The organism is Streptomyces sp. UC4497 (assembly GCF_054871485.1).
The window spans coordinates 339,305-362,700 of record NZ_JBTYHB010000001.1; the positions used below are offsets into that span (position 1 = coordinate 339,305).

The following is a 23,396-nucleotide window of genomic DNA, read 5'->3' on the forward strand; positions in this document are numbered from 1 at the left end:
GAACGCTCCGGTGCGGGGAGGAGGGGCGGTGCCCGTCACAGATGCTCGGGCACATCCAGGTAGTGCAGTTGAAGCTGCGTGAGCTGCTCGGTCAGTTCCTCGACGAGGTCCGCGTACGCCGGGTCGTCGTAGCGGTTGTGCAGTTCGTCCGGGTCACGGGTGAGGTCGAACAGCTCCCACTCGGGTGTCCTGCGCTCCTCCTTCGCGCCGACCTGGCCCGAGCCGTGGCCGGGGTAGTGGATCAGCTTGTGGGTGTGGGTGCGGATGCCGTAGCTGGCCTGGACGTTGTGGCAGACGTCGAGGTGCTCGAAGTAGCGGTAGTAGACGGCCTGCCGCCAGTCGTCCGGGTGCTCGCCGCGCAGCAGCGGGAGCAGGCTGCGGCCCTGCATGCGCGGATGGGCCTCCGCGCCCGCGAGGTCGAGGATCGTCTGCGCGTAGTCGACGTTCACGACCAGCTCGTCGCAGGTCGATCCCTCGGGCACCACACCCGGCCAGCGCACCACGAGCGGGATCCGCAGCGACGGGTCGTACATGAACCGCTTGTCGAACCAGCCGTGTTCACCGAGGTAGAAGCCGTGGTCGGAGGTGTAGACGACGGCGGTGTCGGCGGCGTCGCCGGTCACGTCGAGGTGGTGCAGGACGCGGCCCACGTTCTCGTCTAGCGCGGCGATGACCCGCAGGTACTCCTTGATGTAGCGCTGGTAGCGCCACTCCCGCTCCTCGCGCTCCGAAAGACCTTCGGGGACCGGCGCCTTGAGGTCACTGTCCTGAAGATCGCTCATGCGCATCTCGGCCTCGACGGCGGCCCTGGAGCGGTGGCTGTAGTCGTCGTGGAGTGTCGCGGGCGCCGGGATGTCCTGGTGCTCGTACAGGTGGCGGTGGCGCTGTGCCGGTTCGAACGGGCGGTGCGGCGCCTTGTGCTGGATGAGCAGGGCGAACGGCTTGTCGGGGTCGCGCCCGTCGAGCCAGTTCAGCGCCAGGTCCGTGATGATGTCGGTGACGTAGCCGGTGTACTGGTTCTCGCCGTCGCGGGTGACGAACGTCGGGTCGTGGTAGACGCCGTGCTCCGGCAGGATCTCCCAGTGGTCGAAGCCGACCGGGTCGCTCTGCGGGCCGTGGCCGAGGTGCCACTTGCCGATGATGGCCGTCTGGTAGCCGGCGGCCTGGAGCAGCGCCGGGAAGGACGGCTGCGCGGAGTCGAACTTCTGGCCGTCCTGCTCCAGCGTCGTCATGCCGTTGATGTGGCTGTACGTGCCGGTGAGCAGGCTCGCGCGGGCCGGGGAGCAGATCGAGTTGGTGCAGAAGGCGTTGTCGAACCGCATGCCCTCGGCGGCGAGCCGGTCCACGGCCGGGGTGGTGTTGATGACGCTGCCGTACGCGCCGATGGCCGGGACCGCGTGGTCGTCGGTCATGAAGAGGACGAGGTTGGGGCGGCGGCTTCCGGGAGGCGTGGTCCCGGCCCTTGCCCGCCGCGTCACTTGAGGCCCGCCGTGGCGATGCCCTGCGTGAAGAAGCGCTGGAGCAGCACGAAGACGAGCAGCACCGGCAGAACGACCAGGAAGGCGCCCGCCATCAGCACGCCGTTGGAGCCGTCCGCCTGCGTCGGGTCGGTGGCGAACGTGGCGAGGGCAACCGGCAGCGTGTACTTGGACGGGTCGTTGGTGACGACGAGCGGCCACAGGAAGTTGTTCCACGACCCCAGGAACGTAAAGATCGTCAGGGTCGCCAGGGCGGGCTTGACCAGCGGAAGCACGATGCGCCAGAAGATGTACCACTCGCGGGCGCCGTCCATCCGGGCCGCTTCGAGGAGTTCGTCGGGCACGGCCTGGATGAACTGGCGCATCAGGAAGACACCGAAGGCGCCGGCCGCGAACGGCAGGATCAGCGCGGCATAGCTGTCGACCAGATCCATCCCGCTCATCATGACGAACTTCGGCAGCAGCATGAGGTTGTCCGGCACCATCAGCGCGCCGAGCACCATCGCGAACACCGGCCGCTTGCCCATGAAGTTCAGCTTGGCGAGCGCGTAGCCGAGCATCGAGCAGAACAGCAGGTTGCAGGCGGTGACGAAGACGGCGACAAAAGCCGAGTTGAAGAACGCCTGGCCGACGTCCATCAGGTCCGCCAGCTTGCCGAAGTTGGCGAGCGTCCACTCGGTGGGGATCCACACGGGCGGGCTCGCGCCCAGCTCGCGCGGGGTCTTGAAGGAGGACAGCGCCATCCACAGGAACGGCGCGACCATCACGAGCAGGCCGACGCTCAGGAGCACGTACACGGAGGTGCGCGACAGGCGCGACCTGCCGCCGCGGCTCCGGACGTCGGTCGTGGTGGCGCTCATGAGGTCTTGTCCTTCAGCAGGCGGAGCTGGAGCGAGGTGACCGCGAGGACGATCACGAACAGGACGTACGCCATGGCGCTGGCGTAGCCCATGTGGAAGAAGTCGAAGCCCTCGCGGTACATGTCGAGGGACAGCGTCATGGTGGCCTCGTTGGGGCCGCCCTGTGTCATCACGAACGGCTCCTCGAAGACGTTGAGGAAGCCGATGGTGGTCATCACGGCGACGTACAGCATCGTCGGCCGCAGCAGCGGCACCGTGATCTTGCGGAGCTCCTGGAAGGGGCCCGCGCCGTCGATGCGGGCGGCCTCCCGCACCTCGGTCGGGATGGCCTGGAGGCCCGCGAGGAACAGCACCATGGCCGTGCCCATGTTGCGCCAGACCGCCATCACGATCAGGGACGGCATCGCGAGCGTCTCGGACGCGAGGAAGTCCGGGGTGGAGAAGCCGAGTTGGTGGCCGATGCCGGCGATCAGGCCCTCGCTGGGGTCGAGGACGAAGCGCCAGATGACGGCGACCGCGACGATGGCCGTGACCACCGGGGCGTAGAAGCCGACGCGGAAGAAGGTGCGGAAGCGGTCGATGCCCGAGTTGAGGAGGACGGCCGTGACGAGGCCCGAGCCGATGGTGAGCGGCACGCCGAGGACCACGAAGTACAGGGTGTTGAGCAGGGCGCGGACGAACTTGTCGTCCTGGAACAGCTGCGTGTAGTTGTCCAGGCCGACGAACTGTGCGGACAGCGGGTCGGTGACGTTGCGCAGGCCGAAGTCGGTGAAGCTCATCACGAGCGTGGCGACGATCGGGAACGCCATGAAGGTGAGGAACACGGCCAGGAACGGCGTGGAGAACAGCCAGCCGGCGAGATTGTGGCGCGCGAGCCGGTCCTTGCGCAGACCCTTGCCGCCCGGGCGGGGCGGGACGTCGTCGGTACGTCCCGCCCCTTCCGGGTCCTTGCGCACGCGGCCTTCGGCGCCGGTGGCCGCGGTGGTGGAGCTCATGACGTCAGCCCACCAGTCCCTCGGTGGACTTCTGGAGCTGCTTCGCGATGGCGCTCGCGTCGGCGCCGCGGGCGATCTTCTCCAGGGAGGTCTCGATCTGCACGGCGAACTCGTTCCACTTCTCCACCGGCGGGACGGCCTTGGCCGAGCCGAGCGCCTTCTCGAAGACGGGCAGCGAGGCGTCGCCGTTCTTCATCGCGGGCTGGTCCCAGGCGGCCTTCGCGGCGGGCAGCGTCTTGTCCACCTCGTACCAGTGGGCCTGCACCTTGGGCGTGGCCAGGTACTTGGTGAACTCCTCTGCGGCCGCCTTGTGCGCGCTGTCCTTGAAGGTGACCAGGGAGGAGCCGCCGACCCAGGAGGTGGACGACGTGTCGCCGGGCACGGGCGCGACGGCCCACTTGCCCTTCAGCTCCGGGTGCTGGTCGTTGATGTTCTGCACCATCCAGGGGCCGGACTGGAACATCGGCCGCTTGCCGTTGGAGAAGTCCTTGGCCGCGTCCTCGCCGGGCGTGAAGTTCTTCTTGGCGAGCCCCTTGTCGAAGTAACTCCCCCACGCCTTGAAGGCCTTGACGGCCTCCGGCGAGTCGAGCGCGGGCTTGCCGTCCTTCCCTATGAGCTCACCGCCCGTCGAGTACAGGTACTGGAGCCAGCCCTGCCAGGCGCCGGTGCTGCCGGGCTGCAACTGGGTGCCGTACTCCGCACCGTGCTTCTTGTACGCGGTGGCGAGCGCCTGTTGGTCGGCCCAGGTGGTCGGGGCCTTGGTGACACCGGCCTTCTTGGCGAGGTCGGTGCGGTAGTAGAGCGCGCGCACGTCGGAGTACCAGGGGACGCCGTAGGCCGTGCCGTCCTTGACGTTGCTGTCCCAGGTCGCGGGGAAGAAGTCGGAGCGCTTGAAGGCCTTGGTGTCGACGGGTTCGAGGGCGTCGAGGGCGATGAACTCACCCATCATCGTCGAGCCCATCTGCGCCATGTCCGGGAGCTTCTTGCCCGCCAGGGAGGACACCAGCTTCTGGTGCACGACGTCCCAGCCGACCGGCGTGATCTTCACCTTGATGTTGGGGTGTTCCTTGGTGAACTCCTCGGCCACGGGCTTGAGTCGCGCGCCCTCCTCCCCCATGGCCCACACGGTCAGCGTCTGCTTGGCGTCGGCCGCGACCTCCTCGCCACCTCCGCTTCCGCACCCGGTCAGGGCGATGGCCGACACGAGGGTCAGGGCCAGACCGGTGGACAGGGTGGTGCGTGACATGGCTCCTCCTAGACGCGCAATACGCGCTTGTGCTCGGGCTGGGGCGAGCAAGCGGCAACAGCCGTTGTATGCGCTGCCTGTATGCGCTTACACAACGATGCAGGCACGACCCTGACGCACGGTTTGGGTCAGCTCAAGAGCCACAGAGGTAACGCTTGGGTAAACCTGCTGAACTGAAGGTGCGGGACGGGGAGTCGGAGGGGTGGGTCGCGGATCACCGAAAACCGGGTGCCCGGCACGCACCGCCGACGCCACACTGCCCTCATGGATCACGTGAAGGCCGCAGAGCAACTGGTACGCAGCCGCTTCCCCGACGCCCGCGCCGCTTTCCTCGCGGGCAGCGTGCTGACCGAACGCCGCACGCCGCGCTCCGACTTGGACATCGTGGTCCTGCTGTCAGGACCGCCCGCGCCCTACCGGGAGAGCCTCCACTACGAGGGGTGGCCCGCGGAACTGTTCGTACAGACCGAGGCGGACTGGTACCGCTTCGTCGAGCGCGAGACCGCGGCGCGCCGCTCCCCGCTCCTCGCCATGTGCGCCGAAGGTCTGCTCTTGTCCGACGCGGACGGGATCGGCGCGGAGCTGCGGGCGGAGGCCGGGCGGCGGTGGGCCGCAGGTCCCCCTCCCGCCTCCGAGGCCGAGCTGGAGGAACTGCGGTACGCCGTCACCGACACCCTCGACGACCTGGACGGCTGCACCGAGCCCCTGGAACACACCTATCTGGTCGGACACTTGCTGCGCCGCGCCACGGAACTGGCGCTGCTCGCGGGCGGCCACTGGCTCGGCACCGGCAAGTGGCTGTCGCGGCGGCTCGCGGACGCGGACGCGGAGTTGCACCACCGTCTGGCGAGCAGCGCGACGGCGGCCTTGTCCGGCCCCGATGACGACGATGCCGTGCGGCGCTTCACCGATGTGGCGCGCGAGATCCTGGAGTCGGCGGGTGGGGCGTTCTGGGCCGGGTTCCGCCGCGGCTGAGGCCCGGGGCCTGAGGTCCGGGGCTTGAGGTGACCCCGCCCCGGACCTGCGGAGCCCCAGCCTTGCTCCACCCCGCTCCCCCACCTATGGTGAATGCGCTTTCATCCGTCGGAGGGCCGGTCACGCCCCCGCAGCAGACTCGGGGGCCGCCCAGATGACCACCACCCCCACGGTGTACGACGTCGCCGAACGCTCCGGTGTCTCGATCGCCACCGTGTCGCGGGTCTACCGCAACCCCGACTCCGTGCGCGCGCAGACCCGCGAGAAGGTGCTCGCCGCAGCCCGCGAGCTCGGCTACGTCCCGAGTGGCAACGCCCGAGGCCTGGCGAGCCGTTCGACCGGCGTGCTCGGCCTGTGCTTTCCCGACTACTCGGATCCGGACGCCGAGTCGGAGGCGGAGGCCGGGGTCGGCGACGAGCCGGACGACAACGCCGCGATGCTCTACTCCGACCAGATCATCCGCGGCATGGAGCGGGCCGCGCGCCGGCACGGCTACGCGCTGCTGATCGCGGCGTCGCTGAAGAGCGGCCCCGAAACCCTGGTCGCGAAGGTGGCGGGGCGTGTCGACGGTTTCGCGGTGCTCGCCCGCACCGTTCCGACGGAGGAGCTGGAGGTCATATCGCGCCGGCAGCCCGTCGTGATGCTGGCAGGCCCGCGCGAACCCGGCGAGCAGGACCGCCCGGTGCGGCTCGACCACATCCAGGTCGCCAACGCCGACGGCCAGCGCGAGTTGACCCGCCACCTCATCGAGGACCACGGCCTGCGCCGCCTGGCCTACGTGGGCTCGGCGGAGGACTCCCCGGACGTGGAGGCCCGTTTCCGCGGCTACACCGAGGCCTGCCGCGCCGCCGGCATCGACGTGGCCGACGCACCCGATGTACGTGTCGGCATGATGACGCAGGCGGAGGGCGCACGCGCCGCGGACACCCTGCTCGACCGCTCCGGCGAGCACCCCGAGGCCCTGCTCTTCGCCAACGACCAGATGGCGGTCGGCGCCCTGCACACGCTGGAGCGGCGCGGTCTGCGCGTGCCGCAGGACGTGACGGTCACCGGCTTCGACGGCATCCCGCTCAGCCGCATGGTGCGCCCCGCGCTCACCACGGTCCGTCAGCCGATGCGCCGCATGGGCGAGGAGGCGGTGGAGCTGCTGGTGCGGCGCCTCGGCGGGCAGGGGGACAAGGAACCCGAGTCGCTGACGCTGCCGGTCTCGGTGGTGCGCAGGGCGAGTTGCGGCTGCTGAGGCCCGGCCCCTTTCGCTGGACGGCTGGATAGGCTGAGCCCCCGTCCACGCCTCCTGGGGGAGCAAATGGCCAGTAGATTCACCGAGTTGGTCGTCGACTGCCACGATCCGGAGCGGCTCGCCGCCTTCTGGTGCGAGGTCCTCGACTTCAAGGTGCTCGAACGGAGCGAGGACAAGGTCGAGATCGGTTCCTGGGAGCCGACCGTCGAGGAGGTCCGGGCCCGCCAGATGCCGCCCACCCTGGTGTTCATCCGCGTACCCGAGGGCAAGAGCGTGAAGAACCGGCTCCACCTGGACGTCAGCCCGATCGACCGCGGCACCGACGACGAGGCGACCAGGCTGCTCGCCCTCGGCGCCACCAGGGTCGACGTGGGCCAGGGCCCCGGCCGCACCTGGGTGGTCATGGCCGACCCCGAGGGCAACGAGTTCGACGTTCTGCGCACGCTGGCACCGTCCGACTAGCCACAGCGCCCACTACACACCGCGCACCCCGCCCTCACCGCCATCCCCATATCGGTCATACTCGATGAAACATGCACAACGTCTCAGATCGAGGAGTCCGTCATCACCATCACAGGACCCGCGCCCCGAGCAGCCGTTGACCGAGCCTCCGGCCCCTCCCGGGTGTGGCACGGCGTGTTGGCCGTCGTCGTCGCGGCGGCGCTCGTCGCGCAGTTGGTGCTCGTGTTCAGCGGTGGATCCTCCGCCGGGGCCGGGGACACGACTGGGGACGAGGCCGGCACGTGGACCCGGCTGGTGCGCATGCTCAGCTACTTCACCATCCAGAGCAACATCCTCGTCCTGGCCAGCGCCGTCATCCTGGTGCTGCGCCCGGGCCGGGACGGGGCCGGGTGGCGCGTGCTGCGGCTCGACGCGCTGCTCGGCATCACGATCACCGGCCTGGTGTTCGCGATCGTCCTCGCGCCGCAGATCCACGTCGAGGGTGTCTCCCTGTGGATCACGGTGGGACTGCACTACGTCGCGCCGCCGATGACGCTCGTCGGCTGGCTGCTGTTCGGGCCGCGCGGGCGGATCGACGGCGTGACCGTGGGGTTGGCCTTCGTGTGGCCCGCGCTGTGGATCGCGTACACGCTCGTGCACGGCGCGGTCACGGACTGGTACCCGTATCCGTTCCTCGACGTGCACGCCCGCGGCTACGGCCTCGCGCTGCGGAACATCGTCGGGGTGCTCGTGGTCGCGGGCCTGCTGGCCGGCTTGTTCGCGTGGATCGACCGGCGTCTCGGCCGCCGGGTCAAGCGGCCGCTGCCACTTCCCGATCACTTCTGACGCGGCAGCGCACCACTGTGCGCTCCGAGTCGGCGCCGTTGGCGTTCAGGGCCAAGACCTTGACGACGTGTTCGCCGTGGGCCATCGGGGTGCGGGGCGTCCAGGACCAGGCCCCGTCCTCCGCGACCTGCGCCCTGCCCAGGAAGCGGGCGTTCTCCCAGAGTTGGACCTGCGCGGCGCCGGCCGCGACCCCCGCGAAGCGCACCGGTTCGTGGCCCGCCTCGGGCGTCGTGACGCGCGGGGCGTCCACCCAGGTGCCGGGCGCGGCCGTGGCCCTGAGGTGGTCGTCGAGGGCGGGGCGGCTCGTGTCGGGGTCCTCGTAGCCGTTGCGCGCGAAGCCGATGCGGGGCGCGATGCCGTCGATCAGGAGGTTGACCAGGGCCATGACGACCGGGACGTTGCGCCGTGCCACGCGGTCGTGGGCGGGGGCGTGCGGGGAGTCGGTCAGGATGAAGTTGAAGTTGTCGTAGTCGGCGAACAGGGTCAGGTGCGGCTCGATCTCCGTCCTGTACTGGGGGTCGCCGACCGCGGAGACCAGGTAGATGTTGGCGTCGCGGTGCGCGCTCTCCCGCACCAGCGACGGCAGCGCCTCGTCGAGGGCGCGCACCTCGGCGTTGGTCACGTCCCGGCTCAGCATGTAGGCGGCGGTACGCGGGTGGAGTCTCTCGACGTAGGAGCCGATCCTGAACTGCGGCACGACCGACACGATGTTGCGGTAGCCGTACTTGAGGCCGAAGTGCAGGGCCGCGCTGCCGCCCTTCGACGTGCCAAGCAGGACGCAGTCCTCGCGGGTCAGGTCGAGTGCGTCGACGAAGCGGTCGATGGTCGCGGCGACGGCGTCCTCGATGCCGAAGTCCCCCTCCTTGCACAGGTAGTAACTGTTGTGGCCGTCGAAGCTGTCGCGGATCCACAGGACGTTGGCGCGCAGAGTGTCCAGGACGCCGGTGGACCAGCCGTACTCGTCGGGCGCGTCGAAGTTGGCGAAGACGACGACCAGGCGACGGTTGCCGCCCCGGGCGTGGAAGAAGCGGTAGTCGACGGGGACCGGTCCGGCCGTGTCGGTGCCGGTGAACATGCGGCGGCCGTGGGCCGTGGAGGTGCGGGACATGCGGGAGTCGTTCCTCTGCTCGTTGGTGGGGTCAGGCCGCGCGACGGAAGCGGCTGCGGGAGGGCAGGGCGGGGAGTTTCGGCACGCCGAGCATCCGGTCGACGACACGGGCCGAGGCCGAGCCGTCCTCCAGGTCGCAGTACCGCTCCGTGAAGTGGCGGTACTTGAGGGCGTACGTGCGGCTCAGGGAGTCGATGTCCCTTACGGCGTCGATGAGTTGGCGTGAGGTGTGCAGGAGCGGGCCCGGCGCGGACGCCTCGAAGTCGAAGTAGAAGCCGCGCAGCGTGTCGCGGTAGTGGTCGAGGTCGTACGTGAAGAAGAGCATCGGCCGGCCAGTGTTGGCGAAGTCGAACATCAGGGACGAGTAGTCGGTGACCAGGACGTCCGTGACGAGCATGAGGTCGGCCATGTCGTTGTACGTGGAGACGTCGAAGACGAATCCGTCGCCCGCGCCCGGCACCGGGTCCACGACATTGGGGTGGCGGCGCACCAACAGGACGTGGTCGTCGCCGAGTCGGGCCCGCGCGTCGTCGAGGTCGATGCGGAAGTCGAGCGTGTACTTGCCCGCCGCGTGGTACTGGTCGTCGCGCCAGGTCGGCGCGTACAGGACGACCTTCTTGCCCTCGGGCAGGCCGATCCGCTCGCGGACGAGCGCGGCGCGTCGGGCCTGCTCCTGTTCCGTGTGGTGGTGCACGTCGTTGCGGGGGTACCCGGTCTCCAGCATTTCGCCCTCGAAGCCGAAGGCGCGGCGCAGGATCGGGGTGCTGAAGGAGTTCGGCGAGACGAGCATGTCCCACTGGCCGACCTCGGTGGCCAGGCGGTCCAGGTAGCCCTGGTCGGAGAAGTGCACCGACTCGATGTCGTGGCCGATCTTCTTCAGCGGGGTGCCGTGCCAGGTCTGGACGACGGTCTGTCCTTCGCGGCGCCGGAACCAGGCCGGAAAGTGGTTGTTGTAGACGAGGTACCGGGAGCGGGCCAGGGCCTCGTACCACTCGGGCGACCACATGCGGACGGCGCGGGCATGCTCCGGAACCTCGACCTGGTCGTCGCGGACGACCCAGAGCAGCTCCAACTCCGTTCCCCGGCATACCAGTTCGTCGAAGACGGCGCGCGGGCTGTCGGCGATCTGCGTACCGCGAAAGCTGTCGAAGAGGACCGCGGGGCGCACCGGGCGCTTGCGGCAGTGCGGGTAGTGGCGGGTGCGCAACTGGCGCTGTGCGTACGGTCCGCGCGCGGCGGCCGGGATGCCGGAGTGCGAGCGCAGCGTGAACCGGTCGTGCTGCTGGGCCTGCACCTCGAAGCGGCGCCCGGCCAGGGTCCGTTCGCTGGGCAGTCCGGCGACGAGGTCGCGGCGGGCCTTGAGCACGAGGTCGCGGGCGCGGCCCGGCACGCGGAACGCGAAGTCCCAGCGGCCCGCCGCGAGCGGCACCGCTCCATTCAGCCCTTCGACGCGCGAAGGGTCGAGCGCGAACCGGAAGCGACCGGCCAGACACTCCACGGGGAAGTCCCGCTCCTCGCCCTTGGCACGGGAGCGCACGACGAGGCGCAGGTCAGCCCGCTCCTCGGCCGACAGGTGCTCCTGGCCGGGGAAGGCGCCCTCGACGGTCAGGCGGCCGTCGTCGACCCAGGCGCAGCGGTCGGCGACCGGGAGTTCGTCGCGGACGAAGAACACCAGGTAGCCGGGGGCGTTGCGCAGGACGACGACCTCGCGGTCCGCCGCCACCCGGTCGGGCAGCGGGTGGGCGCCGTCGGCGGTGTCGGGGGCGACGACCGGGTACAGCGGGCGCTTGCGGCCGGGTATGTGCAGCGAGGTCTTCCAGCCGTTGCTGCCCATGCGCCACGCCTCGGGGGTGTCCGCGCCGCCCGCAGGAGCGAGTGCGTGCAGCGGGATCCGGGTGCGGAACGTGCACCAGCCCTCGCCGCCGTCCTTGAAGTCGACCGGCGCGTCGTGCTCGGCGGCCCCCGTGAGCGCGCGGACCCGCAGCGTGGCGGCCGGCGGTGTCTCGGGCGCGAGGAGCACACCGCGCAGCTCCAGGTGCTCGCCGCTGACGCGGTGGCCGGTGATGCGGGCGCGGACGATCTCCACGCGGAGCTTGAGCGCGCCGTTGACGAAGAGTGGGACGACGCGGACGTTCTTGTCGACGTAGAAGTCCCGCGGGTGGGAGGCGCTGCCCGCGTCACCGGCGATGAGCGACTTGTACCGGAACAGACCACGGCTGAACGCGCCGACCGCGACGTCCCAAGTGCCCTCCACCCACCGGCCCTTGTGCTTGAGGCGCTCGGGGTCGATGGTGGCCTCGAATCCTGACCAGTCGTAGGAGTAGCGCTGCTGGCCCGAGTGCTCGGTGGCCTCCGGCGCGTAGGTGGTGCGCGCGGGCAGCGCGAGGAACCGGCCCTGCTTCTTCTGCCGCAGCGCGACCGCCTTGAGCGAGTGGCGGCGCCGGCTGACATCGAGGTTGCGGATGTAGGCGCGGCCGGCGATCCGCAGCTTGCCGCCCTCCCATTCCGCGCTGACCAGCGAGCCCCGCAGGGTGAACTCGGGGCCCAGGCGGTAGGCGCTCTTGGGCACGCCGGTGCCGCGGTCGCCCAGGTGCGGGTAGGCGAGGTGGCGGCGGAGCCGGCGGCGGACGGGCAGCGAGCCGCGGTTGCCTCGCTCGAATTCGAGAACGGCCAGCAGCTCGTCCAGCTTGCCCGCGCACACCAGGCTCCACTTCACGCGGTCGACGGCGCCCAGCTCCGCGACGATGCCCTCGGCCGCTTCGTCGACGAACGCGGCCGCGTGCCGCATGAAGTAGGCGCGGGTCTCGTCGTCGGCGTCCGCCAGCACGTTGAGGTGGATCATGAGGTCGGACTCGAGGCAGGACCGGTCGTAGCGCCGCTTGTGCTCGACGTACTCCTCGGTCTCCCGCGCCCGCTCGGCGAGATAGCGGCTCACCGAGCCGACGGCGGTGATGCGGTCGCGGACGTTGCCCAGGGCGTGGTTGGTCTGCGTGATCGACGGGACGGCGCCCCGGTCCCTGCGCCGCCAGTGGTAGACGGGCGTACCGACGACGTCGACGTGCTCGGCGCTGTAGTGGGCGACGAGGTTGACCCACACGTCCTCGTACAGGATGCCCTCGGGGTACGTGATGCCGGTGCGGTCCCAGAAGGAGCGGCGGAACACCTTGTTCCACACGGTGCGGTCGAAGATCAGGCCGTGCTGCCGGGTGATGTGGGTGCGGCGCCGGTCCCGGGCCAGGTGCTTGTGGTGCAGGGTGGAGGGCCAGGACGTGCGGGAGTTCATCATGCGGACGTTGCCGGAGACGAAGTCGGAGCCGCTCTTCGTGAGCGTGCCGATCAGCAGTTCGTACGCGTAGTCCGGGATGACGTCGTCGCCGTCCACGAAGGCGAGGAACTCGGCGTCCGGGTGGATGGCCCGCAGACCGGTGTTCCGAGCGTGGCCGGGGCCGTGCGCCTCCTGCCGGACGAGGCGGAAGCGCGGGTCGGCGGCGCAGTGCCGGGCGGCGAGCTCGCCGGAGCCGTCGGTCGAGCCGTCGTCGACGAGGACGACCTCGAAGTCAGTGAAGGTCTGGAGCGAGATCGAGCGCAGACACTCCTCGAGATAGGCGTCCACGTTCTGGAACGGTACGACGACGCTGAGTCGCGGCGCGGCCACGGGCATGATCCCTCCGGGTTCGACGGATGCCGGTCGCGGGCAGGAGCCGAAACTCCACGACCAGCCATTTCCATCAAAGCGGGGCAATCCGTGACCGCTGTGGGAGACGTCGGGGCGGAACCCGGGAGTCCTCCGGGAATCGGGATCCCGGGATCGGGGCCGGGGATCCGGATTCGCGGATCAGCGCCTCAGCGTGCCGGAATCTCGGCCCACACACAGTGCCCGCCCGCGAGCCTCCGGCTGCCCCACGCCCCGCCGGCGAGCCGGTCCACCAGCAGCAGACCGCGGCCCCGCTCGACCGAGTTGGCCCCGACAGGGGTACGCCGCAGGACCGCGGCGGGCAGGCCGGGGCCACGGTCGAGGACCTCGACGCACAGGGTGCGGCTCACGGTGAGGCGCAACTGGTAGGGGCCGCGGGCGTGTTGGCAGGCGTTGGCGACGAGTTCGCTGGCGACGACGACCGCCGCGTCGACGGCGCGCGGGTCGACGGCGTAGGCGCCGAGCGCCTGCCGCACGCGCTCGCGGGCCTGCGCGGCCGCGAGTTCGACGGACTGGTTCCAGGTCAGCAACGGGCGGGAGCGTTCCGCGTATTCGGGCAGCGGCTGCCGACCGTCCGCTGCGCTCTGCTCGCTCGAACCATTCGCGCGGTAGACGTACATGACGGTTCCTCCGGATCGGGACGTGGGGGTGGCACCCTTCCCATGACATTCGGCGCAGCCGTGAAAGCAGCTTGGAATACGGCGTGCGACCGCCGGGCGTTCAGTGGGAGTTCTCGGGGACCCGCCCCCGGCGCCGCGCGGAACCGGGCACAACGGTGCGGGTCAGGCCTCGCGCTCGGGGTCGAACACGTAGCCGTAGCCGCGTTTCGTGTGGATCGCGGGCGGGCCCAGCGGGTCGAGCTTGCGGCGCAGATACCGGATGTAGGTGTCGACGGCGTCCCTGCCCTGGTGGTGCGGGCCCCACACCGCACCGAGGATCTGCTGCCGCGACAGCACCTGCCGGGGATGGGCCATGAGGAATTCGAGCAGCCCGTACTCGGTCGGGGTCATCTCCACGGGGGTTCCGGCACGGGTGACGGTGCGGGTTTCGGCGACCAGCACGATGTCTCCGACCCGTACGCCACCCGTGGGGCCTGGCTCCTCCGGCAGCGGCTCCGCCTCCGGCGCGGCGGCCTCGCGCTCCCAGACGCAGCGCCGGATCAGCGCCCTGATGCGCATCTGGATCTCGGTGGCGTCCGCGGGCAGGACGATGTACTCGTCCGCGCCCGCCGCGAACGCGGCCACGCGCCGGTTGGACTCGGTGTGCCGGGTGAGGAGCACGACGGGCACGGTGTCACCGCCGCCGCGCAGCTCCCGCACCGCGTCGATCGCGCTGCCGTCCGGCAGGTCGGTCACGCTGATCACCAGGTCGGGGGCGGCGTCCGCGGCCCGCTCGACGAGCTCGACGGCGGTCGTGGCCGTCACGGCGTCCAGGCTCAGGATTTCCTTGCACAGCGCGGCCGCCCGTTCGGCCGGGACGCTCTCCCCGCACCCCAGGAGGGCCTTCTGGAACTTTCCGTTATAGGCGGAATGCACGGATTGAGTCTATGCAGAACGCCGCGGACAAGCGGCCGGACCGGCGCGCGTCCGACCCCCGGACCACCCCCGCGCACCCCCTGTCATCACCGCCCCGCCGCGTGAAAGGATGCGCGGGCACAACTCCGACACAGCACCGCCGCAGGAGGCCCGCATGCGTAGGAGGACGGGCGGGCTGTTCACGACCGGTGACGGAACCGTGGTGATGCTCGCCGAACAGCGCCCCGGCGCCGACGGCCAGTGGCGGATCTCCGCCCGCACCCAGGCCGGCCGGCAGATCGCCGAGGTCCGGTTCCGGCTGTGCGAGGGCTGCGCGGTGGGGCGGATCCAGGCGATCTGGGTCGACGAGTCGTGGCGCCGCGAGGGGATAGGCCACGAGTTGCTGCGCGGCGCGATCGCCGTCGGTGACGGCTACCGCTGGACCACCACGCTGCAGTCGTCCATGGGCCGCCGCTTCTTCGTCGCCACCGGCGCCACGGAGGGTGTGGAGCTGCTGCACGGCCGGCCGCTGTGCTCGCACATGATGGGGCGGTGGGGCCGCGCCTGGGCGAGACGGGCGGCGGCCTGAACCGGTCGCCGTTCCTCGTGTCTCTGCTGCATGGACCGGTGCCCCTTGGGTACGCGGGGGCGCCACCCGTCATCCACCAGAGGCTTGATCATGGATTCGAACGCAACCCCGCAGAACGGCTCCTCCCCCGCGCAGCAGGCGCTCAGCGCCCTCAGCCTGAACACAGAGGACCAGGGCGCGCTCAACGCGCTCGCCGCGTGCGAGGTCCTCGTGCCCGTGCCCGACGAGGTGGGACCGGAACAGGACTCGGCCTCCCCCGCGCTGTCCCTGCCGGTCATCGAGCAGCCCGGCGGCGAGCAGTTGGTCCCGCTGTTCACGTCCGAGCTGCGCATGTCGGAACTGCTTCCGTTCATCTCGCGCTGCACGCCGGTGCCGCTGGGCGCACTCGCCGCGCGCTGGCCGACGGAGCTGTCGATGACGATCGACGCTGGTTCACCGGACGCCCTGACGCTCAACGGCGAGGGCGTACGGGAGTTGCTCGGCCACCGGACCTGAACCGGCCCCACCGGACCTGAGCCGGTCCCTCCCGTCCCACACCCCCACCGAGGTCAACTGACGACCACAGAGGAGGCTCCGTGCCCTTCCGTGACCGTACGCACGCCGGTGAAGAGCTCGCTCTACGGATGCTGGAGTGGGCCGACTCCAGCGATCTCGTCGACCCGGTCGTGCTCGCGCTGCCACGCGGCGGCGTCCCCGTGGCGGCGCCCGTCGCGCACGCACTGCACGCGCCCCTCGACGTCCTGGTCGCCCGCAAGATCGGCGTGCCGGGCCGCCGCGAGACCGCGATCGGCGCCGTCGTCGGCGAGGAACCGCCCCTGTTCGACCGGGTAGCCCTCGAACTCCTGGGCCTGAGCGAGGAAGGGCTCGGTTCCGATGTCGCGGCGGCGCGGGACGAACTGCGGCGCCGCGCCCACGCGTACCGCACCGACCACCCCGCGCCGCCGGTCGAGAACCGGACGGTGATCGTGGTCGACGACGGGCTCGCCACCGGCCTCACCGCCACCGCGGCCCTCATGTCGCTGCGCCGCCGGGGCGCGGACCGCCTCGTTCTCGCGGCGCCCGTCGGCAGCCCGCAGACCGTGGCCGACATGCGGGGGCACACGGGCGACGTGATCTGCCTCGAACAGCCGGCGGACTTCCGCGCCGTGAGCGAGGGCTACGAACGGTTCCCGCAGGTCTCGGACGCGGAGGTGATGGACGTACTGAACGCGTTCCACGCCCAGGAGGACCACCACGAGACGAGCGGCCGCGGCTGAACCGTATGCCGCGCCCCGTCACCACCCGGTGAGCACCAGATGGTTCACGAGCAGGGCGAGCGCCACCTGCGCGGCGAGCCACGGTCTCGCCCGGGGGAGGAACGCGCAGGCGGGGACGAGCCACATCGCGAAGGGCAGCCAGATGCGTTCGGTCTCCGCCTTGCTCATCCCGGACAGGTCGGCGACGAGCAGGGCGAGGAGCGCGGCCCCGGCAAGGAGCGCGAGCCGGGCCTGCCCGCCTCCCCTGTCGTCCGGCCGGACCAGCTGCCCGACCGTCCGCCGCAGCCCCGCCACCGCCGCTACACCGACGACCAGGACCGTGCACGCGAGATTGGCCCACACCCAGTAGCCGTACGGCCGGATGCCGCCGGCGCCCTGGTAGTAACGGGTCATCAGCAGGTGGTACGCCTCCCACCAGTTGAACCCGGCGAGCGTGAACACCACCGGCACGACCGCGAGCCCGGCGCAGAACAGCGCCGCCAGCGCCACCGGCCGCTCCCGCACTCTCCCCCGCCCGAGGAAGAGGACCACGAGCCCGATCACCGCGAACAGCGTGAGCCCGTACGAGAGGTAGCAGGTCAGGCCGAACAGCAGACCGGCCCCGGCCGCCCACCGGACCGAACGCCCGCTCACCGCGAGCGCGAGCAGCGCCACCGCCCACGCGGCGACGGCGGCGAAGTACGCGTCAGCCGAGGCGCCCATCCACACCGCGCCCGGCACGACGACCATGAACGGGGCGGCGCGGCGCGCCAGTTCCTCCCCGGCGAGCGCGCGCACGGCGACGAGCACGGCCACGCACGCCGTCGCTCCGACGACGATGCACCACAGGCCCGCCCATCCCCCGCCGCCGAGCCCGATGCGGTCGAGGAGGACGAAGGTAAGCGGGGCGGCGGGCGGGTGTCCGGCCGTGTGGGCGGGCCAGTGGTCCGGTGAGTCGATGAGGATGTGCCGGGTGTAGTCGCGCAGGGTGGCAGGGATGTCGTGGAAGCGGTCGATGACCTGCAGATACTCGTACTTGGTGGTCAGTCGCTTCGCGATGCCGCGGTGCCAGCCGTCGATCAGGGCGAGGGAGAGGATCCAGGCGGTGGCCGTGGCCCAGGCGGAGGCGAGCAGCGCGCGCCAGCGCAGCCGGGTCGCGAGGGCGGGCCCGTACGCGACGACGGCGGCGGCCACCGCGAGGGCGGCGGGTGTGCCGGGTCCGAGGTGCGGGAGCCACTTGCCGTACAGCGGGGGCGCGCCGACGTGCAGGGTGCCGTAGGTGTCCTCGATGTGGCGGCCGACGAGCGCGGCGGTCAGCACGAGGAGCAGCGCGGCCGCGGCGGCGTACAGGTCGCGGCGCGTGCCGCGCGGTTCGGTGCGGGGGTCCGTGCGAGGGTCGGTGCGGGGGTTCACACCGGAACGCTAGGCCGAGAGGCGTCCCGCACTGCGCCGACCGGCCCTGATGTCAGCGTTTCGTCATGAGTCGCGCACCCCGATGGTCGGTCCGTCCGGCCTACGGTCGAGACATGCCCGACTCCCCCGCATCGCCGTCCTTCTGGCGCAGTCCGCTGCGCGGCCCCTGGTTCACCTCCGTGCTGGGCCTCGTGCTGCTCGTCGGCATCACCGTGCTGTTCGTGACGGGCCTCGTCTCGTACGCGGCGTACAACCCGGGCCTGGCCCCGGTCAACGACAAGACCCCGGACAAGGGGATCCTCGGCTTCTACCTCTTCGCCTGGCCGACGGACCCGCGCTGGCTGTACCGGCTCACGCAGGGTGTGCATGTCACGCTCGGCGTCACGCTGATCCCCGTACTGCTGGCGAAGCTGTGGTCGGTGGTGCCGAAGCTGTTCGCGCTGCCGCCGGCCCGTTCGCTGACGCACGCGCTCGAACGTGTCTCGCTGTTGCTGCTGGTCGGCGGCGGGCTGTTCGAGTTCGTCACGGGGGTGCTGAACGTGCAGCTCGACTATCTCTTCCCCGGCTCGTTCTATCCGCTGCACTTCTACGGGGCGTGGGTGTTCTTCGCCGCGTTCGTGGCGCACGCGGTGCTGAAGGTTCCGGCGGCGGTGCGCAATGTGCGTCGTGCGCGCGAGGAGGGCGAGTTGGTGGCGCCGCGACCGGATCCGCCGACGGTGTCCCGGCGGGGCGCGCTGTGGTTCGTCGGCGGGGGCTCGCTGCTGTTGTTCGGTACGACGGCGGGGCAGAGCTTCGACGGTCCGCTGCGCCGCACCGCGCTGCTCGCCCCGCACGGCGGCGCGGATCCGGCCCAAGGTCCGAACGGCTTCCAGATCAACAAGACCGCCGCCTACGCGGGGATCGACCGGTCGGAGACGGCCGAGGAGGCGTGGCGGCTCGTCGTGGTCGGGCGTTCGGGCCGTACGGTCCGCCTCAGCCGCGCGGAGCTGGCCCAACTTCCCTTGCACAGCTCGGCGTTGCCCATCGCCTGCGTCGAGGGCTGGTCGACGTCCGACCAGTGGTGGCGCGGCGTACGGCTGCGGGATCTGGCGGCACTGGTGGGCCACGACTGCGATCCGCCGGACGTTCTCGTCGAGTCGCTGCAACGGCGCGGCGCGTTCCGGCACGCCGCGCTGCGCGCCAACCAGGTCGCCGATCCACGGTCGTTGCTCGCCCTGTACGTCAACGGGGAGGCGCTCTCCGCCGATCACGGCTACCCGGCGCGCGTGATCGTGCCCGCCGCGCCGGGCGTTCTCAATACCAAGTGGGTGGCTCGGCTCACCTTCGGAAAGGTGTGACCGCGATGTCGCTCTTGCGTCGCATCCATTTGAACAGCCCGCGCATCCCTTTGGGGAGTCCTCTTCAACTGCTTTTGCTGGCCTGCTCGTTCGCGCTCGCCGGGTATGCGGGGGTGCGGCTGCTCGCGGACGACTGGTTCGGGGTGGCGCTGTGGTTCGTGGGCGCCGCCCTCGTGCACGATCTCGTGCTGGTGCCGTTGTACGCGGGCGTGGACCGGCTGCTGGTGCGTGGGGCCGCGACGGCCGGGCGCCGGGAGCGGGTGGGGTACGTCCGGGTTCCGGCCGCGCTCTCGGCGCTGCTGCTGCTCGTCTGGTTCCCGCTGATCAGCGGGGCGCAGGAGGAGCGCTACCGGTCGGCGACCGGCCGCTCCGCAGATGTGTACCTCGGCCACTGGCTGCTGCTCACGGCGGCGCTGTTCGCGGGTTCGGCGCTGGTGCTCGCCGTGCGGGTGCGCAGCGCGGCGAAGCAGCGGCCGCCCACGGACCACTGATCGACGGGGCGCAGCCCCGCCCCGGCCGCGTATCGGAGCAGGGCGGGGGTGCCGAGTCGCGCCCACGGGAAGGGGTGGCCCCCGGCCTGCCCCGGTGAGTCGGTGACCTGCACACTCGCCCGCTCGTCGACGTCGACGGGCGCGGCTTCGGCTATCAACAGTCCACCGGGGACGAGGAGTTGGACGACGCGGGCGAGCAGGGCGGCCGGTTCGCCGCCGATGCCGATGTTGCCGTCCATCAGCAGCACGGTGTTCCAGCGGCCCTCGCCGGGCAGCGGTTCGAACACCGAGCGGCACAGCGCCTGGCCGCCGAGGCCACGACTGTGGGCGACGGCGGCGTCGCTGACGTCCACGCCGAGCGCGGTACGCCCCTGTCCGGCCAGCTCGGCGACGAGCCGTCCCGGGCCGCAGCCGACGTCGAGCACGGCGCCCTCGCAGCGTTGGAGCACCTGCCGGTCGACGGCGTCGGCCCGCGCACACCACCGTTCCACTTCGAGGGGCAGCAGCCAGCCGTCGGCCCGGCGCAGGAACAGCGGTCCGCGGCCGGTGCGCAGGGCGGCGGAGTACGGGTCGGCGCCGGCCCAGGGGGCGGCGGGTGGGGCGCTCACCGGTCGGCCCCGGCCGTACAGTGCGCCAGGCGCGCCGCGAACCGGCCGTGCGGCGCCTCGGCGGCCACGGCCGCGGCGTCCTCGGCGGTGTCGACGTCGCGCAGGGGCGGCAGGTCGCGCACCCGCAAGCCCGCCTCGCCGAGTCGGGCGCGCTGCGCGGCGCCGGTGTGCGCCGTGGACATGGGCACGCCGCGCAGCAGTGCAGGTTCGGGATCGGCCAGGCCGAGGGCCCAGAAGCCGCCGTCGAGCGCCGGGCCGAACCAGGCGTCGCAGTCGGCGAAGTCGACGGTGAGGAGTTCGGGCCGGACCTGCGGGGTGTCCATGCCGATGAGGAGCGCGGGCCCCGTGCATCCGGCGAAGGCGGCCGCGAGGCGTTCGTCGAGGCCGCCCGCGCACTGCGGCACGACCTCGAAGCCGGGCGGCAGCCAGGGACCGGGCGCGCCGTCGAGGACGAGGACGCGGCGGGCGGCCGGGGCCTGGGCGACGGCCTCCAGCGTGTCGGCGAGAGCGGCCTCGGCGAGCTCCGCCGCCTCCTGCGGCGTGAACGGCGGGGTGAGCCGGGTCTTGACCCGGCCGGGCCGCGGCTCCTTGGCGATGACCAGGAGGTCAGGGGGTGTGCTCACCGTGTGTTTCCTTCCCGTACGGGCGTCTCGTTCAGCACCCGGCTCATGTCGCGCACCGCGTGCCAGGTGCCGCGCCAGGTGCCGGTCACCTTGGATGCGCCGGTGCGCGGCAGGTACGGCACGTCGTGCTCGGTGATCCGCCAGCCGGCGTCGGCCGCGCGCACCACCATCTGCAGGGGATAGCCGCTGCGCCGGTCGGTGAGGTCGAGTCCGAGCAGCGCCTCGCGGCGCCCGGCGCGCAGCGGCCCGAGGTCGTGCAGGCGCAGGCCGGTCCTGCGGCGCAGCATGCGGGCGAGCGCGAGGTTGCCGGCGCGGGCGTGCGCGGGCCAGGCGCCGCGCGCCGTCGGGCGGCGGCGGCCGAGCACCAGGTCGGCCTCGCCGTCCGCCACTTCGCGGACGAAGGGGACGAGCTGCCCCGGGTCGAGGGAGGCGTCACAGTCGCAGAAGCACACGACGTCGGCGTCGGACGCGGTCAGGCCCGCGTGGCAGGCGGCGCCGAATCCGCGCCGCTCCTCGCGCACGACCTCGGCGCCCAGCGAGCGGGCGATCCCGGCGGAGCCGTCGGTGGAGCCGTTGTCGACGACGAGGGCGCGCCAGTGCGGCGGGATCCGGTCGAGGACCCAGGGCAGCGCCTCGGCCTCGTTCAGGCAGGGAAGGACCACGTCGACGGTGGTGGGTGGGCTTGTCACGGGTCTCACCCTACGAGCCGGATTCCGACATATCAGGCGCGAGATCCTTACGAAACACGGACGTCGGCCGCCCGGCGCAGGCCGGGACGCCCGGCGGGCCCGGCACGGTGCGAGGCTGGTGGCATGCAGCAGTCATACGAGCCCACGGGGCCGGCCCTCGACAGCGGCGCGGCCCGCGTCCTCGTCGTCGACGACGATCCGACCGTCGCCGAGGTGGTGGCGGGCTACCTGGACCGCGCCGGCTATCGCGTGGACCGGGCGGACGACGGCCCCGCGGCCCTCGCGCGGGCCGCCGCGCACCGGCCCGACCTGGTGGTGCTCGATCTGATGCTGCCCGGCATGGACGGCCTGGAGGTGTGCCGCCGAATGCGTGAACGCGGCCCCGTCCCGGTCATCATGCTCACCGCGCGCGGCGACGAGGACGACCGGATCCTCGGCCTGGAGGTCGGCGCGGACGACTACGTGACGAAGCCGTTCAGCCCTCGCGAGCTGGTGCTGCGCGTGGAGTCGGTGCTGCGCCGCGCCCGCCCGGCCACGGCGCGGCAGAGTCCGCTGCGCGCGGCGGGGCTCACGGTCGACCCGGCGGCGCGCAGGGTCACGCGGGACGGCGCCGAACTCGCCCTGACCCTGCGCGAGTTCGACCTCCTGGCCTTCTTCCTGCGCAATCCGGGGCGGGCGTACAGCCGGGAGGACCTGATGCGCGAGGTGTGGGGCTGGGAGTTCGGCGACCTGTCGACGGTCACGGTCCACATCCGTCGGCTGCGCGGCAAGGTCGAAGACGATCCGGCGCGCCCGCGCCTGATCCAGACGGTGTGGGGCGTGGGCTACCGCTTCGAGCCCGCCCCGCACCCCGAGCCCGCCGAGCAGGGGGCCTGACCGTGCACGACAAACTCCTCATCGCCCTGTACGCCTTCGCGGGTGCCGCCGCCACGGGCCTCGCCGGGGCGGCCGCCCTGCGGCTGCTGCGGCGCCGCTCGCTCACCGCCTCGCTCGCTGTGGTCGCCACCGTCGGCGTGGTGGCGATGCTGGCGGGCACGCTCGCCGTGGCGTGGGCCATGTTCCTGTCGGCGCACGACCTGAGCGTGGTGACGACGGTGGTGGCGATGGCGGCTGTCGTCTCGCTGGCGACGGCGCTCGTTCTCGGCCGGTGGGTGGTGGCACGCAGCCGTGAACTGGCCGACGCGGCCCGCTCGTTCGGCGACGGCGGCGACTTCGCCGCGCCCGACGCACCGGCCACCGCCGAACTGGAGGAGCTCAGCCGGGAGCTGGCGGCGACCAGCGCCAAGCTCGCCGCCTCCCGGGAGCGCGAGCGCGCCCTGGAGACCTCGCGGCGCGAGCTGGTCGCCTGGATCTCGCACGATCTGCGCACCCCGCTCGCGGGCCTGCGCGCCATGGCGGAGGCACTGGAGGACGGTGTCGCCGCCGACCCGGACCGCTATCTGCGCCAGATGCGCACGGACGTCGAGCGGCTCAACGACATGGTGGGCGACCTCTTCGAGCTGTCCCGCATCCACGCGGGCGCGCTGCCGCTGGCCCCGGCAAGGATGTCCCTGTACGACCTGGTCAGCGACGCGCTGGCGGGCGCGGACCCGCTGGCGCGCGAGCACGGGGTGCGGCTCGTCGGCGAGGAGGTGGAGCCGGTGCCGGTGGAGGTCGACGGCAAGGAGATGAGCCGGGTCCTGGGCAATCTCCTCGTCAACGCGATCCGCCGCACTCCGGCGGACGGCACGGTCGCCGTGGCCGCGCACCGCTCGCCGGAGGGCGTGGTGGTGTCGGTCTCGGACGCCTGTGGCGGCATTCCCGACGAGGACCTCCCGCGCGTCTTCGACACCGGCTGGCGCGGTACCCACGCCCGTACTCCCCCGGCGGGCGCGGGCCTCGGTCTCGCGATCGTGCGCGGCATCGTGGAGGCGCACGCGGGCCGGGCCACGGTCACCAACATCCCCGGCGGTTGCCGCTTCGAGGTCACGCTGCCGAGCGCTGCCGCGAGCACCACCGCACCGTAAGGGCCGCC

22 protein-coding genes are annotated in these 23,396 nt (G+C 71.7%); 10 read left to right on the forward strand and 12 right to left on the reverse strand.

All coding sequences use genetic code 11. The features are described from left to right. Window positions 1-35 precede the first annotated feature (35 nt). The 4 genes from ACYSUO_RS01465 to ACYSUO_RS01480 are packed head-to-tail and all read right to left on the reverse strand — an operon-like array spanning window position 36 to window position 4,579. Complete coding sequence (locus ACYSUO_RS01465; RefSeq protein ID WP_461774119.1) at window positions 36-1,478, reverse strand: sulfatase family protein; 1,443 nt, start codon at window positions 1,476-1,478, stop codon at window positions 36-38. Beyond that, window positions 1,475-2,338, reverse strand: a complete 864-nt coding sequence (locus tag ACYSUO_RS01470) for a carbohydrate ABC transporter permease (RefSeq protein ID WP_461774120.1) — start codon at window positions 2,336-2,338, stop codon at window positions 1,475-1,477. Before ACYSUO_RS01470 ends, ACYSUO_RS01465 begins: the two co-directional genes overlap by 4 nt. Next, window positions 2,335-3,333, reverse strand: coding sequence for a carbohydrate ABC transporter permease (locus ACYSUO_RS01475; protein WP_461774121.1), 999 nt, complete (start codon window positions 3,331-3,333; stop codon window positions 2,335-2,337). Before ACYSUO_RS01475 ends, ACYSUO_RS01470 begins: the two co-directional genes overlap by 4 nt. A gap of 4 nt (window positions 3,334-3,337) precedes the next feature. Next, the gene (locus tag ACYSUO_RS01480; protein WP_461774122.1) at window positions 3,338-4,579 is read right to left on the reverse strand and encodes an extracellular solute-binding protein; all 1,242 of its coding nucleotides are present in this window, start codon (window positions 4,577-4,579) and stop codon (window positions 3,338-3,340) included. 264 nt (window positions 4,580-4,843) lie between these two features. Here ACYSUO_RS01480 and ACYSUO_RS01485 point away from each other — a divergent pair, with 264 nt between their 5' ends. The 4 genes from ACYSUO_RS01485 to ACYSUO_RS01500 all read left to right on the forward strand — a co-directional run bounded on the left by ACYSUO_RS01485 (window position 4,844) and on the right by ACYSUO_RS01500 (window position 8,081). After that, window positions 4,844-5,554 carry a nucleotidyltransferase domain-containing protein gene (locus tag ACYSUO_RS01485; protein ID WP_461774123.1) on the forward strand — a complete coding sequence of 237 codons (711 nt, stop codon included), beginning with the start codon at window positions 4,844-4,846 and terminating at the stop codon, window positions 5,552-5,554. 154 nt (window positions 5,555-5,708) lie between these two features. Continuing rightward, on the forward strand, window positions 5,709-6,794 hold the full coding sequence (locus ACYSUO_RS01490; RefSeq protein ID WP_461774124.1) for a LacI family DNA-binding transcriptional regulator: 1,086 nt from the start codon (window positions 5,709-5,711) through the stop codon (window positions 6,792-6,794). Between the two features lie 66 nt (window positions 6,795-6,860). Continuing rightward, window positions 6,861-7,256: a VOC family protein gene (locus ACYSUO_RS01495; RefSeq protein WP_461774125.1), complete on the forward strand. Its 396-nt coding sequence runs from the start codon at window positions 6,861-6,863 to the stop codon at window positions 7,254-7,256. Window positions 7,257-7,430: 174 nt separating this feature from the next. Next, window positions 7,431-8,081, forward strand: coding sequence for a Pr6Pr family membrane protein (locus tag ACYSUO_RS01500; RefSeq protein ID WP_461774126.1), 651 nt, complete (start codon window positions 7,431-7,433; stop codon window positions 8,079-8,081). Here ACYSUO_RS01500 and ACYSUO_RS01505 read toward each other — a convergent pair. From ACYSUO_RS01505 to ACYSUO_RS01520, 4 genes are all read right to left on the reverse strand, one after another. Next, window positions 8,047-9,189: a hypothetical protein gene (locus tag ACYSUO_RS01505; protein WP_461774127.1), complete on the reverse strand. Its 1,143-nt coding sequence runs from the start codon at window positions 9,187-9,189 to the stop codon at window positions 8,047-8,049. The two genes, ACYSUO_RS01500 and ACYSUO_RS01505, sit on opposite strands and share 35 nt — an antisense overlap. Before the next feature lie 31 nt (window positions 9,190-9,220). Continuing rightward, a complete protein-coding gene (locus ACYSUO_RS01510; RefSeq protein WP_461774128.1) occupies window positions 9,221-12,844 on the reverse strand; it encodes a bifunctional glycosyltransferase/CDP-glycerol:glycerophosphate glycerophosphotransferase in 3,624 nt (1,207 codons plus the stop codon). Window positions 12,845-13,032: 188 nt separating this feature from the next. Continuing rightward, on the reverse strand, window positions 13,033-13,503 hold the full coding sequence (locus ACYSUO_RS01515) for an ATP-binding protein (protein WP_461774129.1): 471 nt from the start codon (window positions 13,501-13,503) through the stop codon (window positions 13,033-13,035). Between the two features lie 162 nt (window positions 13,504-13,665). Then, window positions 13,666-14,418, reverse strand: a complete 753-nt coding sequence (locus ACYSUO_RS01520) for a response regulator transcription factor (RefSeq protein WP_461774130.1) — start codon at window positions 14,416-14,418, stop codon at window positions 13,666-13,668. A gap of 154 nt (window positions 14,419-14,572) precedes the next feature. On the opposite strand from ACYSUO_RS01520, the gene ACYSUO_RS01525 reads away from it, so the two are divergent. The 3 genes from ACYSUO_RS01525 to ACYSUO_RS01535 all read left to right on the forward strand — a co-directional run bounded on the left by ACYSUO_RS01525 (window position 14,573) and on the right by ACYSUO_RS01535 (window position 16,242). After that, window positions 14,573-14,986 (forward strand): hypothetical protein, encoded by a 414-nt coding sequence (locus tag ACYSUO_RS01525; protein WP_461774131.1) that lies wholly within the window; start codon window positions 14,573-14,575, stop codon window positions 14,984-14,986. A gap of 90 nt (window positions 14,987-15,076) precedes the next feature. Further along, the gene (locus ACYSUO_RS01530; RefSeq protein WP_461774132.1) at window positions 15,077-15,481 is read left to right on the forward strand and encodes an SseB family protein; all 405 of its coding nucleotides are present in this window, start codon (window positions 15,077-15,079) and stop codon (window positions 15,479-15,481) included. 80 nt (window positions 15,482-15,561) lie between these two features. Next, a complete protein-coding gene (locus ACYSUO_RS01535) occupies window positions 15,562-16,242 on the forward strand; it encodes a phosphoribosyltransferase (RefSeq protein ID WP_461774133.1) in 681 nt (226 codons plus the stop codon). Window positions 16,243-16,260: 18 nt separating this feature from the next. On the opposite strand, the gene ACYSUO_RS01540 is transcribed toward ACYSUO_RS01535, so the two are convergent. Continuing rightward, window positions 16,261-17,634 carry a glycosyltransferase family 39 protein gene (locus ACYSUO_RS01540; protein ID WP_461774134.1) on the reverse strand — a complete coding sequence of 458 codons (1,374 nt, stop codon included), beginning with the start codon at window positions 17,632-17,634 and terminating at the stop codon, window positions 16,261-16,263. A 113-nt stretch (window positions 17,635-17,747) separates the two neighbouring features. On the opposite strand from ACYSUO_RS01540, the gene ACYSUO_RS01545 reads away from it, so the two are divergent. After that, window positions 17,748-18,971 (forward strand): molybdopterin-dependent oxidoreductase, encoded by a 1,224-nt coding sequence (locus tag ACYSUO_RS01545; protein ID WP_461774135.1) that lies wholly within the window; start codon window positions 17,748-17,750, stop codon window positions 18,969-18,971. A 346-nt stretch (window positions 18,972-19,317) separates the two neighbouring features. Here the strand turns inward: ACYSUO_RS01545 and ACYSUO_RS01550 are convergent, their stop codons facing one another. Genes ACYSUO_RS01550 through ACYSUO_RS01560 form a run of 3 tightly spaced genes read right to left on the reverse strand, consistent with a single transcriptional unit; the run spans window position 19,318 to window position 21,382 of the window. Next, window positions 19,318-20,070, reverse strand: a complete 753-nt coding sequence (locus ACYSUO_RS01550; protein WP_461774136.1) for a class I SAM-dependent methyltransferase — start codon at window positions 20,068-20,070, stop codon at window positions 19,318-19,320. After that, a complete protein-coding gene (locus ACYSUO_RS01555) occupies window positions 20,067-20,693 on the reverse strand; it encodes a TIGR04282 family arsenosugar biosynthesis glycosyltransferase (RefSeq protein WP_461774137.1) in 627 nt (208 codons plus the stop codon). Before ACYSUO_RS01555 ends, ACYSUO_RS01550 begins: the two co-directional genes overlap by 4 nt. Then, a complete protein-coding gene (locus ACYSUO_RS01560) occupies window positions 20,690-21,382 on the reverse strand; it encodes a glycosyltransferase family 2 protein (protein ID WP_461774138.1) in 693 nt (230 codons plus the stop codon). Before ACYSUO_RS01560 ends, ACYSUO_RS01555 begins: the two co-directional genes overlap by 4 nt. 123 nt (window positions 21,383-21,505) lie before the next feature. On the opposite strand from ACYSUO_RS01560, the gene ACYSUO_RS01565 reads away from it, so the two are divergent. Both ACYSUO_RS01565 and ACYSUO_RS01570 read left to right on the forward strand, forming a co-directional pair. Beyond that, complete coding sequence (locus tag ACYSUO_RS01565; protein WP_461774139.1) at window positions 21,506-22,258, forward strand: response regulator transcription factor; 753 nt, start codon at window positions 21,506-21,508, stop codon at window positions 22,256-22,258. A gap of 2 nt (window positions 22,259-22,260) precedes the next feature. Continuing rightward, window positions 22,261-23,388: a sensor histidine kinase gene (locus tag ACYSUO_RS01570; protein ID WP_461774140.1), complete on the forward strand. Its 1,128-nt coding sequence runs from the start codon at window positions 22,261-22,263 to the stop codon at window positions 23,386-23,388. The last annotated feature ends 8 nt before the right edge of the window (window positions 23,389-23,396 follow it).